This window comes from Bradyrhizobium sp. WSM3983 (assembly GCF_000473045.1).
Lineage (GTDB): Bacteria > Pseudomonadota > Alphaproteobacteria > Rhizobiales > Xanthobacteraceae > Bradyrhizobium.
Window position 1 is genome coordinate 124,928 of the sequence record NZ_AXAY01000027.1, and the last position, 13,695, is coordinate 138,622.

General features: G+C 64.0%; 13 protein-coding genes and 1 pseudogene. 9 read left to right on the forward strand and 5 right to left on the reverse strand.

Annotated elements, in window-relative coordinates; genetic code table 11:
• Positions 1-29: 29 nt before the first annotated feature.
• Complete coding sequence (locus YUA_RS0130560; RefSeq protein ID WP_027534111.1) at positions 30-983, reverse strand: sugar-binding protein; 954 nt, start codon at positions 981-983, stop codon at positions 30-32.
• A gap of 399 nt (positions 984-1,382) precedes the next feature.
• Here YUA_RS0130560 and YUA_RS52760 point away from each other — a divergent pair.
• The 4 genes and pseudogenes from YUA_RS52760 to YUA_RS0130575 form a co-directional block, all read left to right on the forward strand.
• Positions 1,383-1,626 (forward strand): annotated as a pseudogene (locus tag YUA_RS52760) (TonB-dependent receptor); the annotation flags it as partial.
• Positions 1,627-1,695: 69 nt separating this feature from the next.
• Positions 1,696-2,058 (forward strand): hypothetical protein, encoded by a 363-nt coding sequence (locus YUA_RS0130565; protein WP_035972251.1) that lies wholly within the window; start codon positions 1,696-1,698, stop codon positions 2,056-2,058.
• Between the two features lie 201 nt (positions 2,059-2,259).
• Positions 2,260-3,723: a GH1 family beta-glucosidase gene (locus YUA_RS0130570; RefSeq protein WP_027534113.1), complete on the forward strand. Its 1,464-nt coding sequence runs from the start codon at positions 2,260-2,262 to the stop codon at positions 3,721-3,723.
• A gap of 344 nt (positions 3,724-4,067) precedes the next feature.
• Positions 4,068-4,370: an HU family DNA-binding protein gene (locus tag YUA_RS0130575; RefSeq protein WP_008139488.1), complete on the forward strand. Its 303-nt coding sequence runs from the start codon at positions 4,068-4,070 to the stop codon at positions 4,368-4,370.
• Positions 4,371-4,445: 75 nt separating this feature from the next.
• Here YUA_RS0130575 and YUA_RS51250 read toward each other — a convergent pair whose 3' ends face one another.
• From YUA_RS51250 to YUA_RS0130595, 4 genes are all read right to left on the reverse strand, one after another.
• A complete protein-coding gene (locus tag YUA_RS51250) occupies positions 4,446-4,601 on the reverse strand; it encodes a hypothetical protein (protein WP_198029532.1) in 156 nt (51 codons plus the stop codon).
• A 4-nt stretch (positions 4,602-4,605) separates the two neighbouring features.
• A complete protein-coding gene (gene lon, locus YUA_RS0130585) occupies positions 4,606-6,999 on the reverse strand; it encodes an endopeptidase La (RefSeq protein ID WP_027534114.1) in 2,394 nt (797 codons plus the stop codon).
• Between the two features lie 8 nt (positions 7,000-7,007).
• The gene (locus YUA_RS0130590; RefSeq protein ID WP_027534115.1) at positions 7,008-7,391 is read right to left on the reverse strand and encodes an Hsp20/alpha crystallin family protein; all 384 of its coding nucleotides are present in this window, start codon (positions 7,389-7,391) and stop codon (positions 7,008-7,010) included.
• A gap of 187 nt (positions 7,392-7,578) precedes the next feature.
• The gene (locus YUA_RS0130595; protein ID WP_027534116.1) at positions 7,579-8,148 is read right to left on the reverse strand and encodes a ferritin-like domain-containing protein; all 570 of its coding nucleotides are present in this window, start codon (positions 8,146-8,148) and stop codon (positions 7,579-7,581) included.
• Positions 8,149-8,294: 146 nt separating this feature from the next.
• Between YUA_RS0130595 and YUA_RS0130600 the strand changes: the two genes are divergently transcribed.
• From YUA_RS0130600 to YUA_RS0130620, 5 genes are all read left to right on the forward strand, one after another.
• Positions 8,295-8,921, forward strand: a complete 627-nt coding sequence (locus YUA_RS0130600; RefSeq protein WP_027534117.1) for a MarC family protein — start codon at positions 8,295-8,297, stop codon at positions 8,919-8,921.
• 182 nt (positions 8,922-9,103) lie between these two features.
• Positions 9,104-9,757 (forward strand): class II aldolase/adducin family protein, encoded by a 654-nt coding sequence (locus tag YUA_RS0130605; protein ID WP_198029533.1) that lies wholly within the window; start codon positions 9,104-9,106, stop codon positions 9,755-9,757.
• 12 nt (positions 9,758-9,769) lie between these two features.
• Positions 9,770-11,557, forward strand: a complete 1,788-nt coding sequence (locus YUA_RS0130610; protein WP_027534119.1) for a chloride channel protein — start codon at positions 9,770-9,772, stop codon at positions 11,555-11,557.
• A gap of 119 nt (positions 11,558-11,676) precedes the next feature.
• On the forward strand, positions 11,677-12,999 hold the full coding sequence (locus YUA_RS45535; protein WP_051383469.1) for an alpha/beta hydrolase: 1,323 nt from the start codon (positions 11,677-11,679) through the stop codon (positions 12,997-12,999).
• Between the two features lie 116 nt (positions 13,000-13,115).
• On the forward strand, positions 13,116-13,511 hold the full coding sequence (locus tag YUA_RS0130620; RefSeq protein ID WP_027534120.1) for a hypothetical protein: 396 nt from the start codon (positions 13,116-13,118) through the stop codon (positions 13,509-13,511).
• Positions 13,512-13,695 lie beyond the last annotated feature (184 nt).

The window sequence follows — 13,695 nt, forward strand, 5'->3', positions numbered from 1 at the left end:
AACGGTTGCGGACAACGCCCGCACGTCTCCTACTTCTTGAGCATCGACTTCATGGAGGACATGAAGTCGTCGACGTTGGTTTTGTCGATGACCTTGCCGGGCACGATGATGATGCCGTTGGCGGGCACGCCGGACTTGTCACCCTCGATGTACTTCGCCATCAGCTTCATGCCCTGATAGCCCCACTCGAAGGGCTGCTGCACGACGGTGCCGGAGATGGCGCCTTCCTTGACGCCGCCCAGCGTGATCGGATCCTCGTCGAAACCGATGATCTGGATCTTGCCGAGCTTGCCGGCCTCCTTCAGCACTTCGTAGATGCGCGGGGTGTTGTAGGAATAGAAGCCGACCAGGCAACTCACGTCAGGCATGGCGGCGAGGATGTCTTCGACGTTACGCTTGGCGCGGGTCTGATCGATCTCGTCGCCGCGAACGTCGACCAGCTCGACCTTCGAGCCCTTGATGGTCTCCTTGACGCCCTCGATGCGCTCGCGCGCATTGTCGGCGCCGGGCAGACCGACGAAGCCGACGCATTTGCCGCCGGTCGGCAGCGCCTTGAGCATCAGCTTGCCGGCGTCCTTGCCGAGGTCGACGTTGGACGAGCCGATATAGGCGATGCGCTTCGAGTTCGGCGCATCGCTGTCGGTGGTGAACAGCAGCGTCTGCGAGGCGATCTTGTTGAGATGCTCGACCTGATTCTTCGGATCGACCGCGCTGACCATGATGCCGGCGGCACCGGCGGCGACGAGGTCGTCCATCATGCGCTGCTGGACGGCAGCGGCGGCCTGTTCGGGATATTTGAGCTGAAGATTGTAGTTGGGCAGCTCGCCCTGGGCTTTCTTCACGCCGGCTTCGGCGATCTTCCAGAAGTCGGACGCGCCGTTGACGACGAAGGCCAGAACCTTCTTGTCCGCCGCATCGGCCGAGCCGAGACCCAGAGCCATCGCGAACGCGACAGATACACCTGCAATCAAGAGACGCTGCATGTCATCCTCCCCTTGTGCGGTCAGCCCTTGACGAAGGCCAACTCTGCTTGAGCCCGAATTGGGCACATGCCTCAACCCCCGCGGGACGCGCAGGTCAGCCGCCATCCGCATCTTTGCGGCAGGGGCGGGGCCAAGCGGCCCGCGAGGTGAAATGAGGCACGTACCTCAACGTAGCAAAAGCACGCCGAGTGTGCAACCGGAAGGCGACGTCCGCGCGAAATCGACCGCACTGCTCGCCTCGCTGGCTTTCGTCATCCTGCATGTGGGCGAAGCCGCGGTGTGCATGTTTGCGTCGCAATATCTGAAATCAGGGGATCATCGGGGAACTCCATTCTCGACGACCCGCACGGGGCGTTGACATCGCAGCCCTGGCTTTCGACATCGCATCACCGGCGTCGCGACGAGTCCAACCAATATTCGAAGCTGCCGTGCTGCACTGTCTTCAACCTTCACACCTCCTATCAGGTGACCAAGACCGTTCAGCTCTATGGCAAGGTCGACAACATCGACACCCGCTACGCGGCCTACGGACAGTTCTTCGACACAGACGCATTGCCGAATTTCACCAACGGCGGAAACAACTGCGCTCGCTCAGCCGGGCAAGGCCGCTTGGTTCTATGCGGGCATGCGGATGACGTTCTAGCCGCCTTTGAAGCGCGGCCGTCCACCAGACACCCAATAGCATGCACTTGCACAATATCCCCCCTCCGGCATGATGGTCCTGGAGGCTCGTTTTGCTGTGTCATTGAAAAATCCGGACGCAGTCGCTTCGATCGTTGCGGCGCTTCGACACGTTTACGGTGACGAAGTAGCCCGCCTCATGCTCGTCGAGGGCATGAGCCTCGCCAATTTGATCGATGCAATGTTTGCAGCGCCTCTGGCACATCGCGATGCCGTTCGTTCGATCACCGACGGACTGGACGATTTTGTCATCTCGCCCGACCTGGGTCCCATGTGGCATCTCAGATACATCTATGGAGATCAGCCCGGCTCCCTGCATGTCATTGACATTGAGATCGCCACCCCCGACGGGACGCTGGCGAGCAAGGACGTCTGGCTTCGCCTGTCCTCCTAGAGGGTGATCATCGCCGAAAAGCAGCGCCAATCCAAAACCATTCACCAACTGCCGGGTGGGGTACCTATCAAGGCTTCGGCGTTCTGCGTCGCGCCCCAGGGCCGCGCAATTCTGTATCCTCAAACGTCGGTGCCGGCGCTTTTCAAACCGCCTGCGCCCCGTCATTGTGCCGCCGCATCAATCATCTCGGGGGCAGCATCAATGTCGGACAAGGTCTCGCGTCGCCAGTTCGCGAAAATCGCGGGGTTGTCCGCAGCCGGCATGACGGGGCCGCTGGAGTGCGCCGATGCCATGCCGGCAGCGGTGCCGCGCAGCGCCGGCGGCTTTCCGCAAAATTTCCTCTGGGGCACGGCGACCTCGTCCTACCAGGTCGAGGGTGCGGTCGACGAGGACGGGCGAGGGACCTCGATCTGGGACAAGTTCGTCCGCATCCCCGGCAAGATCGAGGATGGCACCACCGGCGACCGCGCCAACGAGCATTATCACCGCTACAAGGACGATATCGCGCTCATCCAGCAGCTCGGCTGCAAGGCCTATCGCTTCTCGGTGGCCTGGCCGCGGGTGTTTCCGGATGGCGACGGCAAGCCGAACCCGAAAGGGCTCGACTTCTACAATCGCCTGGTCGACGAGCTCCTGAAGAACGGCATCGAGCCGTGGCTGACGCTCTATCACTGGGACCTGCCGCAATCGCTGGAGGACCGTTTTGGCGGCTGGCGCTCGACCGAGACCTGCAAGATCTTCGGCGACTACGCGGCCTATGTCGCCGAGCACCTGACCGACCGCGTCAAGAATGTGTTCACGCTGAACGAAAGCGGCCGCTTCGTCTACTTCGGCTATGGCATCGGCATCGACGCGCCGGGCCTGTCGCTGCCGCAAGCCGAAGTGAACCAGATCAGACACAACACCGCGCTCGCGCATGGGCTCGCGGTCCAGGCGGTGCGCGCTTACGGCCGACGTGGCACGCGTGTCGGGCCGGCCGAGAATATCGATGCCTGCATTCCCGCGATCGATACGCCCGAGAACGTTCGCGCCGCCGAGATCGCGCTACGCGAGATGAACGCCGGCTATCTCAACGTCATCATGACAGGCCGCTACACCGACGCGTTCCTGAAATACGCCGGCTCGGACGCGCCGAAATACACCGACGCCGAGCTGAAGATCATCTCTTCGCCGGTCGACTTCCTCGGCCTCAACATCTACGCGCCGCAGCACTACATCGTCGCCTCCGACCTGGGCGCGGGCTTCATGCCGCTGCCGATCCCAAAAGCCTTTCCGCACATGAATTCGGACTGGCTGCGCGTCGGCCCCGAGACGATCTACTGGGTACCGAAGCTGGCTGCAAATATCTGGAAGACGGATGCGATCTATATCAGCGAGAATGGCACGTCCGGCGACGACCAAGTGATGCAGGACGGCAAGATCTACGACACCGACCGCATCATGTATCTGCGGAATTATCTCGCCCAGCTCCAGCGCGCCACCTCCGAGGGCGTGCCGGTGCGCGGCTACTTCCTCTGGAGCCTGATGGACAATTTTGAATGGGTGTTCGGGCTCAACAAGCGCTTTGGGCTCTATCACGTCAATTTCGATACCCAGGTGCGGACGCCAAAACTCAGCGCGAGCTTTTACCGCAACGTGATCGCGAACAACGCCGCGGGAGCGTAGGTCTCTCTCCCCGCAACCGCGGCGAGGTGACGCAAGATTGCGCGGCCGCAATGCGACGATCCAGCCTTATTTTCAGGGTGAATCGCGCTCCTCCTCCCGCAAAGAGGCCGGTCGTCGCTTGTCGAACGCATCGAATCAGCTTTAGCAAGGCTGCTTGCGGGCCTTTGAAACAAGGCAAAAACCGCTGCCCGAGGCGCCTTCCGCTCAGGAAGCCGCTAAAATGCAGGGTTTTTTGCCACAGGGGGCCAAAAAAGCCCGTAAAACCGCGACAAAACTGTGCAGAAGGCCCTAGGCCTTCGCCGGTTGGTCTAATATGCAACCGGCAACGAATCAGAGGAGACACGATGCCAGCCCAAATGTCCAAATCGCAGTTGATCGAAAAGATTGCGACCGCCACCGAGCTTTCCAAGCGCGACGTCAAGAGCGTCATGGAGACGCTGACCGACGTCGGCCATAAGGAGCTCAAGAAGAACGGCCTGTTCCTGGTGCCGGGCTTCGCCAAGTTCGTCGTCATCAAGAAGCCCGCGACCAAGGCGCGCAAGGGCACCAACCCGTTCACGGGTGAAGAGATGATGTTCAAGGCCAAGCCGGCCCGGAAGATCGTCCGCGCCCGCCCGGTCAAGGCCGCCAAGGACGCCGTGGCCTGATAACGCAAAGGCCCCCTCGATGAGAGGGGGCCTTTTGTACTGAGTATGTGACCGCGAGGGCTGAGGCGGAGGGGTTCAGCCCTTGCGGCGCTTCACCCGGACCGGGATCGGCTGAAGCCGGGGCTCCGGTCCTGCAAGCGCATCGCGCACCCGGTCGATGGCACGATCGAGCAGTCGGCGCAGCCGCTGCGTTGTCCGCGACCTCTTCGCTTCTTCCAGTAGTTTCTTCATCGCATCACTCCGCCGCTTCGACCTTGGCTTCCGCCGGCTCGAGCGCTGCGGCGATGGCCTCGTCGACGCGCTCCAGCCAGATGAATTCGAGCTTGTCCCGCGCGCTCTTCGGGATGTCGTCGTAGTCCCGCCTGTTGCGCGCCGGCAGCATCACCCGCGTCAGTCCGGCGGCGGCCGCGGCCACCACCTTCTCCTTGATGCCGCCGACCGGCAGCACCAGGCCGCGCAGCGAGATCTCGCCGGTCATCGCGGTGTCGCTCCTCACCGTGCGATTGGTGAGCAGTGATGTCAGCGCCGTGAACATCGCCACGCCCGCGCTCGGTCCGTCCTTCGGGGTTGCACCTGCCGGGACATGAACGTGGATGTCGCTCTTCTCGAACACCTGGGGATCGATGCCGAGCTGCGTGGCTTTGCTCTTCACCAGCGTCATCGCCGCCTGCACGCTCTCGCGCATGACATCGCCGAGCTGGCCGGTCAGGATCATCCCGCCGCGGCCGGGCACGCGTGAGGCCTCGATGAACAGGATGTCGCCGCCGACCGGCGTCCAGGCAAGGCCGGTGGCCACGCCCGGAATGCTGGTGCGCTGCGCGATCTCGCCTTCGAAGCGCGGCTGTCCCAGCACATCAGCGATGTCCTTTGCCGTCACCACGACCTTGGCAGCCGTGCCTTCGGCGACCTGCACCGCGGCGTGGCGGAACACCTTGCCGATCTCGCGCTCGAGGTTACGCACGCCGGCTTCGCGGGTGTAGCCCTTGACGATCAGCCTCAGCGCCTCCGGCTCGATCTCGGCCTGCTCGGCGGTCAAGCCGTTGGCCTCCAGCTGCCGCCGCACCAGGTAGCGCTTGGCGATTTCCAGCTTCTCCTCCTCCGTGTAGCCGGCGAGGCTGATCAGCTCCATGCGGTCCAGCAGCGGACCGGGGATCTGGTCCAGCATGTTGGCGGTCGCGATGAAGACCACGCGCGACAGGTCGAAGGGCACGGCCAGGTAGTTGTCCCGGAACGTTCCGTTCTGCTCGGGGTCGAGCACCTCCAGCATGGCGGCAGAGGGATCGCCCTGCAGGCCACGGCCCATCTTGTCGATCTCGTCCAGCATCATGACGCAGTTGCGGCTGCCTGCCTTCTTGATGCCCTGGATGATGTTGCCGGGCAGCGCGCCGATATAGGTGCGCCGGTGACCGCGGATTTCGGCCTCGTCATGCACGCCGCCCAGGCTGACGCGCACGAAGGGGCGATCCATCGCACGCGCGATGGACTGGCCGAGCGAGGTCTTGCCGACGCCGGGCGGACCGACGAAGCACAGGATCGGGGCCTTGCCTTGCGGCGCCAGCTTGCGCACCGCCAGATATTCGATGATCCGGCTCTTGATCTTCTCCAGGCCAAAGTGATCCGCATCCAGGATGCGGCGCGCTTCCTTGATGTCGATCGGCTTCTCCGCGGGCAGCGCCCAGGGCAGCTCGATCAGCCAGTCGAGATACGTGCGCACCATGCCGGACTCGCCGGCAGCCTCGGGCATGCGCTCGTAGCGGCGCAGCTCCTTCCTGGCATGCGCATCCGCTTCCGGCGGCATGTTGGCCTTGGCGATCGCAGCCGTCAGCTCGGCGACTTCGGCGGCCTTGCCGTCGCCTTCGCCCAGCTGGCGCTGAATGGTCGCCATCTGCTCGCGCAGGATCGCCTCGCGCTGCCGCTCGTCGAAGCTGGCGCGAGTCTTCTGGCCGATTTCATTGCTGATGCGCAGCACCTCCAGCCTCTCGGCCAGATGCTTCGACACCTTCTCGACGCGCAGAACGAGGTCGATGGTCTCCAGCACCTCCTGTTTGTCCTGCGGCTTGATGTCCATGAACGACGTCGCCAGATCGGCCAGCGCGCCAGGCGCGGTGGTGCTCTGGAACATCGCGACCAGCTCGGGCGGCGCCTGCGGCAGCAGCTCGATCGCCTCGATGGCCTGGCGCTGCAGGTTCAGCGCCCGCGCCTCGATCTCCGGCGAGGACGTGGCCGGCTCCGGAATCTGCTGGATGCGCGCGGCCGGGAACGGCGTCCCCGGCAGGAAGTCGAGGATGCGCGCGCGCTGCACGCCCTGGCAGACGATGTGATGCGTGCCGTCGGGCGCGGTGATGTAGCGCACGATGTTGGCGATGGTCGCGACGCGGTAGAGATCGTCCGGGCCGGGCTCCTCGGTCTCGGGGCTGCGCTGCAGGACGATGCCGACCGGCCTCTGCTCGCGCAGCGCCTGCTGCGCGGCGGCGATCGACTTCGGCCGTGCGATCGCGATCGGCGCGATGGCGCCGGGGAACAGCACCATTTCGCGCACGGGGATGATGATCAGTGCGTCTTCGGGAATCTTCACGTCGGACGTGTTTTGGGAATTGGTCTGTGCGGTATTCATCTGTTCGGTGGCCATGATCGACCTCAGGATTTGGCGAGGCGCAGTGCGACGCAGCCGTCCATCACGAAGCGGCTGATGGCGTAGCGGCCAAGGGGCAATGCAATGCGGCGCTCAAAACGCCCCTGCGGCAGTTCGAGCCGGTGGATGCGGGCGTTGCGAAGCTCCGGCGGAAGGGTGCGCTGGCCGGAGATGACGAGCACGCCGTCATGGATCACCGTCTCGACATTGTCCGGATTGACGCCGGGAAGCGCGACCAGGATCAGGAGCTCATGCTCGGTCTCGAGCACGTCGATCGGCGGCTCCCAGCAGGCCTCCTGACGGCCGAACTGCTGCCGCATCCGTTCGGCGCGGTTGAGCGAGTCCAGGGCTTCGGACAGCATCCAGTCGAAGGGATTTTTGGGTTGCATGGCAAAACTCGGGGGAAGGCGCTGCGGTTGGAAAACGGGGATATGGTGATGGTTCCCGCAAATTCCAGCATCGCGCGTTCAGAGCATGCCTGGCCCTCGAAGCAGACGAGGCCCTTGCGCTGAGACGCATCGACGCCGCGGAGACATTCCGCGGCGCCGGAGGCAACAATTGGGCGGGACTCTATGGTCAGGCGGCGGCGCGGTACTCCTGTTCCGCTTCGAGGTTGATGACCGAGGTGGCGAGCTCGGTCAGCGCGTGGTCGGTCGCCTCTTCCTCGTCCAGCGTCTCCTGAAGCAGCCTGGCGGCGTCAGGCATGCCGAGCTCCTCGGCCCAGGTGCGCAGCGTGCCGTAGCGGGAGATCTCATAGTGCTCGACCGCTTGTGCCGCAGCGAGCAGGCCGGCGTCGAGGGCAGGGGCGTTCTTGAAGTCCTTCATGATCTCGGCGCCCTCCTCGGTGATGCCGTTGATCGCTTCGCAAGGCTTGCCGCGCGCGGGCTTGCCCAGCATCTTGAAGATCTGGTCCAGACGTTTGACCTGGCCCTGTGTCTCCCGCAGATGCTTGTTGAAGGCGGCCGCAAGGTCCTTCGAATGGGCAGCCTTGGCCATCTTCGGCAGCGTCTTGATGATCTTGTTCTCGGCGAAATAGATGTCTTTCAGCGTTTCCAGAAACAGATCGCTCAGCAGCTTAGGCGCCCGACGCGGGCGGCGCGATGCGGTCTTTTTCTTAGGTGCACGTTTCTTTGCTTTCTTAGCCATAAATCCTCCTCTTGAGGTGACACGGGAAGGCACGTCCCTTCCTCAATCCTCACGCGATCAAGAGCCGGCGTTTGCAAATGTTCCTCGCGAAGGTCTTCGCGAGCCGCTATGGCTGGCCGTCCGACCCACGCTCGCCCGAGACGCCCATGCTCGACTTCGCCCTGTCCGCCTTCGTGACGCTGCTGCTGGTGGTCGATCCCGTCGGCCTCGCGCCGGCCTTTCTGGCCGCAACGGGTGGCATGCCCGACAAGATCAAGCGGACGGTCGCGTTGCGCGCCCCCTTCATCGCGGCCTCGATCCTGGTCGTGATCGCGCTGGCCGGAAACTGGCTGCTGCGACAGCTCGGGATCGGTATCCCCGCGTTCCAGATCGCGGGCGGGCTGCTGCTGTTCGGCGTCTCCTACCAGATGATCTTCGGCGACCGGCCCCATCGCGAGGCGCGGGAGGCTGACAAGGCGACCGCGGAGCATGCCTCCGATGTCGCCGTGTTTCCGCTCGCCATCCCCATGATGGCGGGTCCAGGCGCGATCGCGACCACGCTGCTCTTGGCGGGCGATGCCGGCTACGGGGCGAAGCTCGCGATCATCATCGCGGTCGTCCTCTCCGTCTGCCTGATCTGCATGCTCTGCTTCGTCTCAGCCAGCCTGATCGCGCGGACACTTGGACGCACCGGTAATGCCGTGCTGTCGCGCGTCCTCGGCATGCTGCTCGCAGCCTATTCGGTGCAGTTCGTGATCAACGGGTTTGCGGCCGTCCGGGCGACCCTGTCTTGAGGTTTTCTTGGGGCCGCGACAATCTGTTAATCTATTGATTTTACGATACATTTCGTATTGCGGCGGGCCCGCCGGCAAGACCGCGCCTGAACAGGTCCGCTTTCGCTTGCACTGCCATATTGCTTTGACGTACTTCCGGTCTAATAAGCGCCCATCGCCAAGAAGGTCGAGATGAAATCGAGATGTCGATGACAGCGGACGAACTCGACAAGAGACAGGCCATCATCGACGCCTGCCGCCGCATGAACGCGCTCGGCATCAACCAGGGCACCTCCGGCAATATCAGCCTGCGGCACGGGGAAGGGCTCCTGCTCACGCCCACCAGCGTGCCCTACGACGCCATGACGCCGGACCAGATCGTGTTCATGGCAATGGACGGCTCGCATGCCCCCGAGCAGAAGCCGTCCAGCGAGTGGCGCTTCCACCTCGACATCCTGAAGGCGCGCGCCGACGTCAACGCCGTCGTGCACGCCCATCCGACCTATTGCACCATCCTGGCGATCATGGGCATGGACATCCCGCCCGTGCACTACATGATCGCGGCCGCCGGCGGCGACAGCATCCGCTGCGCGCCCTATGCCACCTTCGGCACAGCGGAACTGTCGGAGCATGCGGTCCGCGCGCTGGAGGGCCGGCTCGCCTGCCTGCTCGACCATCACGGCATGATCGCGGTCGGCAAGACGCTCGACAAGGCGATGTGGCTCGCCGTCGAGGTCGAGACGCTGGCGCGGCAATACCATGGCTGTCTCCAGATCGGCAAACCACCGCTGCTGTCGAGCGCCGAAATCGAGCGGGTCCGCCAGCGCATGGCCGGCTACGGCCTGTCGGAAGGGTAGGGCTGGCAGCAGGTGTTCGCGCGGATCAGATATTTCGTCGACGGCAAGGGGACGAACCGCACCATGGTTCGGCTGCGCGCCCTGTTGCGCAGCAACGAGTTCTACCTGATCCCGCTGGCGCTCGTGATCGGCACGCTGGCCGGGGCGATCGTGACGCTGATGGCCGAGATCGCGCAGATCGCCCATGTCGTGATCTACGGCATTCCAATCGACGTGCGCCTCTCCGCCAACACCTATATCAATCCCCGGGCGGCGCTGATCGCGCCGGCGCTTGGTGGCCTGGTGCTCGGCATCATGGAATGGTGGCGGCGGCGGCTGAAGATTTCCAACGCGGTAGACCCGATCGAGGCCAATGCGCTGCGCGGGGGCAACCTGTCGATGCGCGACAGCATGGTGGTGTCGAGCCAGACCTTGATTTCCAACGGATGCGGCGCCTCGGTCGGCCTCGAGGCCGGCTATACCCAGATCGGTTCGGGCATTGCCTCGCTGCTCGGCAAGTTCTTCAATCTCCGCCGCAACGACCTCCGCCTGATCGTCGGCTGCGGCGCGGCGGCGGCGATCGCGGCAGCCTTCGGCGCACCGATCACCGGGGCGTTCTATGCCTGCGAGCTGATCGTCGGCGTCTATTCGGTCGGCAGCGCCGCGCCGATCCTGGCGGCCTCGCTCGCCGGCGCCTTGACCGCACAATGGCTCGGCGGCGCGCCTTACTCGATCGAAATCCCCAAGGTCAGCGCCGTCGGTGTCGAGCAATATCTGGCGCTGATCGGGCTCGCGCTCGTCACCAGCGGCGTCGGCATCGCGGTGATGCGCTCGTCCTCGATGTTCGAGCGCCTGTTCAAATGGCTGCCGGTCTGGCTGCGTCCGGTGATCGGCGGCCTCATCGTCGGCGGCTTCGCCATTGTCACGCCGCAAGTGCTCGCGGCCGGCCACGGCGCCATGGTGCTCGATCTCTTCCACGACATGACGATCGGCCTGATCGCGATCATCATCGCGCTGAAGGTGACCGCCTGCCTGATCTCGCTGGCCTCCGGCTTCCGCGGCGGACTCTTTTTTGCTTCGCTGTTCGTCGGCAGCCTGATCGGAAAGTTCTTCTCGGCGGTGCTGCTCTTGATCAGCCCGAATTTCGTGATCGATCCACTGGTGGCGATGCTGACCGGCATGGCCACCCTCGGTGTCGCTATCGTCGGCGGTCCGCTGACCATGTCGTTCCTCGTGCTCGAGATGACCCGCAATGTCGACGTCACCGCCGTGGTGCTGGCCGGCTGCATCGTCACCTCGATCTGCGTCCGCTTCATGTTCGGCCACTCCTTCTCGACCTGGCGCCTGCATCTGCGCGGCGAGACCATCCGCAGCGCCAACGACGTCGGCTGGCTGCGCAACCTCACCGTCGAGCGCCTGATGCGCTCCGACGTCGGCAAGGTGCCGTCGACCACCACCATCGCTGCGACAAGGAGTGAATTTGCGCTTGGGTCGCGGCCCGGAATCGTCATCGTCAACAATGCTGACGAATATGTCGGCCTGGTCCTGCTGCCCGATTTGTTCTCCAGCGACCTCGACACCATCGCCGATGAGATCCAGGTCATCGAGCTCGCGCGCCTGACCGAGATCGTGCTGATCCCGGAAATGAACGTGAAGAGCGCGATGGCGGTGTTCGACGAGGCGGAGGCCGAAATGCTGGCAGTGGTCGATTCCACCGACAGCCGCAAGGTGGTGGGCTTCCTGACCGAGACTTTCGCCCGCCGCCGCTATGTCGAGGAGATCGACAAGGCCACGCGCGGCGTGCTGGGGGCGCTGTCGTAGCCGCCCGGGCAAGTTGACGCTGGCACGCGCTGCGGACTTGCCAGATCGTTTACAACCTCTAGGCTAGGGATGGACGGCAGGGCTGGTGCCTGGCCGCGCTCTGCGACGAGGGACGTGCGATGTCGGACACGCTTCGCCTGTTGCTTGCCCTGCTCGACCTCGGGCCCCGGTTGAAGGATCTGCTGGGCGACAAATGGCCTCCTTACGGCGAGGAATTGCAGGAGCTCGCCGGACGCGCTGGTCATCAGGGCGAAGACCCGGCCAAACTTCGCCAGGCGCTCGATCTGCTGGTCGTGCGGCTGCTCGCGGAGCCCCCGGCCATGGAACTCGTCGAGCGCGTTATGGCAGACATGGCGGCGCCCGTTGGCGCCAGGGAGACCGTGACCCGTCGCGGCCGGGTGTCGCCACCTGTTGTCCCGGACACAGTCCAGCCGACCACGGATGAGGCGACTGGCGTCGTCACCATCCCCGTCTTCTATGGCACCGACCGCGCCCGGGGCGACGATACGCCGGCGACCTATTTTGGCGGCGCGCGCGGGACGCTCTCCCTCGGGATCGCTGAGGTCAGCGTGCCCACGCGCGGCCGCGACCTCGGCGAACTCACCAGTCCCAACTGGTGGCGTCTCGAATTCACGGCCAATCCGGAAAAGCACGTGATCCTCAAAGGTGTCGGTGCGCTTGGCCGCGACGCCTTCGTCACGAGCCTGAAGAACTCCCTGGCGGCGGCGGGCGAGCATGACGTCCTGATCTTCGTGCACGGCTACAACGTGACATTCGAGGATGCGGCGCGGCGCTCCGGGCAGCTTGCAGTGGATTTGAAATTCGCAGGCCGGACGCTGCTGTACAGCTGGGCGTCGGCGGCTGATACGAAGAAGTACACCGTGGACGAGAGCACGATCGACTGGTCGCGCGACAATTTCGAGGCGTTTCTCCAGCTCGCGATCGGCGAGGTCGGCGCCGGCAAGGTTCACATCATCGCCCACAGCATGGGCAACCGCGCGGTGATCAACACGCTCGAACGCGTCACGTCCTGGCAGCTGCCGGCCAGCGCCGCAAAGCTCGGTCAGATCATCTTTGCCGCGCCCGACATCGACCGCGACCGCTTCGTCCAGCTCGCCGCGAAGTTCAAAGGCTGCGCCGCGCGCGTCACGCTCTACGCCTCGTCCCGCGACGTCGCTCTTCTCGCCTCGAAATTCGTGCACGGCTATCCCCGGGCGGGCGAGGCCGGCGATGCCCTGACGGTCGTCGATGGTATCGATACGATCGATGCGTCGCTGGTCGACACCAGCCTGGTCGGATTGCACCACTCTTACTTCGGCGAGAAGCGTTCGATCCTGAACGACATGTTCAACCTGATCTCGCAGCAGCTCGCACCCGACCAGCGCTTCGACCTCCAGGCCGCAGGCGATGCACTCCGGAAATATTGGAGCTATCGCGCCTGAGGGTTTACGCTCGCTCAAAGCGCGGCAGATTGCCGCGATCACGAAACCATTTCGGTGCTTTGCGCATTATGTGTTGTTTCCCTATCTCTTCTTTGGCGAGAACAGAGGACGTTAAGATGCGTGACAGGTTCGCGAATTCGAGAATTGGCCGCAAAACTGCGCTGGCCGCGCTCACCACTCTCGCCGTGGTCGCGGGGTCCATGTCGCCGTCGGCTGCCGCGTCTCCGACAGCGGCCAAGACAACGGCCAAGACAACGGCCGCAGTGGCAGGGCAAGGCTCATCTAACGCAACCGATTTCAGCGCCGCGCGGCGTCGTCACTACTATCGGCGCGGACCGAATGCTGCGGGCCTTGCCTTCATGGGTATCGCGGCCGGTCTGATCGGCGGGGCGATCGCCGAGAGCCGGCGCCAGGAGTACTACGACAATTATTACTATGGCGGCCCGCGCTATTACGGTCCCGGCTACGGCTATGGCTATTATGGCGGTCCGCGCTACTACAGTCCGTATTGAGGGTTGCCCGACGGGCAAAACAGCTGCACGGCCTGTCAATCCCTCTCGGTGAAAACATTCCACTTTACCGAAATTCGGAAATAGCGTATGTGTCGCGCTATCCCGGCTCATCCTTGAGGGGCGATCGTACGTCGTCACGAATTGCGAGCCGGGTTTGCGGTGGACGCGGCAGCGTCGGCACGAG

Coding starts and splice junctions, on each gene's coding strand:
- YUA_RS0130560 (WP_027534111.1), bottom strand. CDS start 983: ATGCAGCGTCTCTTGATTGCAGGTGTATCTGTCGCGTTCGCGATGGCT.
- YUA_RS0130565 (WP_035972251.1), top strand. CDS start 1,696: ATGATGGTCCTGGAGGCTCGTTTTGCTGTGTCATTGAAAAATCCGGAC.
- YUA_RS0130570 (WP_027534113.1), top strand. CDS start 2,260: ATGTCGGACAAGGTCTCGCGTCGCCAGTTCGCGAAAATCGCGGGGTTG.
- YUA_RS0130575 (WP_008139488.1), top strand. CDS start 4,068: ATGCCAGCCCAAATGTCCAAATCGCAGTTGATCGAAAAGATTGCGACC.
- YUA_RS51250 (WP_198029532.1), bottom strand. CDS start 4,601: ATGAAGAAACTACTGGAAGAAGCGAAGAGGTCGCGGACAACGCAGCGG.
- lon (WP_027534114.1), bottom strand. CDS start 6,999: ATGGCCACCGAACAGATGAATACCGCACAGACCAATTCCCAAAACACG.
- YUA_RS0130590 (WP_027534115.1), bottom strand. CDS start 7,391: ATGCAACCCAAAAATCCCTTCGACTGGATGCTGTCCGAAGCCCTGGAC.
- YUA_RS0130595 (WP_027534116.1), bottom strand. CDS start 8,148: ATGGCTAAGAAAGCAAAGAAACGTGCACCTAAGAAAAAGACCGCATCG.
- YUA_RS0130600 (WP_027534117.1), top strand. CDS start 8,295: ATGCTCGACTTCGCCCTGTCCGCCTTCGTGACGCTGCTGCTGGTGGTC.
- YUA_RS0130605 (WP_198029533.1), top strand. CDS start 9,104: ATGTCGATGACAGCGGACGAACTCGACAAGAGACAGGCCATCATCGAC.
- YUA_RS45535 (WP_051383469.1), top strand. CDS start 11,677: ATGTCGGACACGCTTCGCCTGTTGCTTGCCCTGCTCGACCTCGGGCCC.
- YUA_RS0130620 (WP_027534120.1), top strand. CDS start 13,116: ATGCGTGACAGGTTCGCGAATTCGAGAATTGGCCGCAAAACTGCGCTG.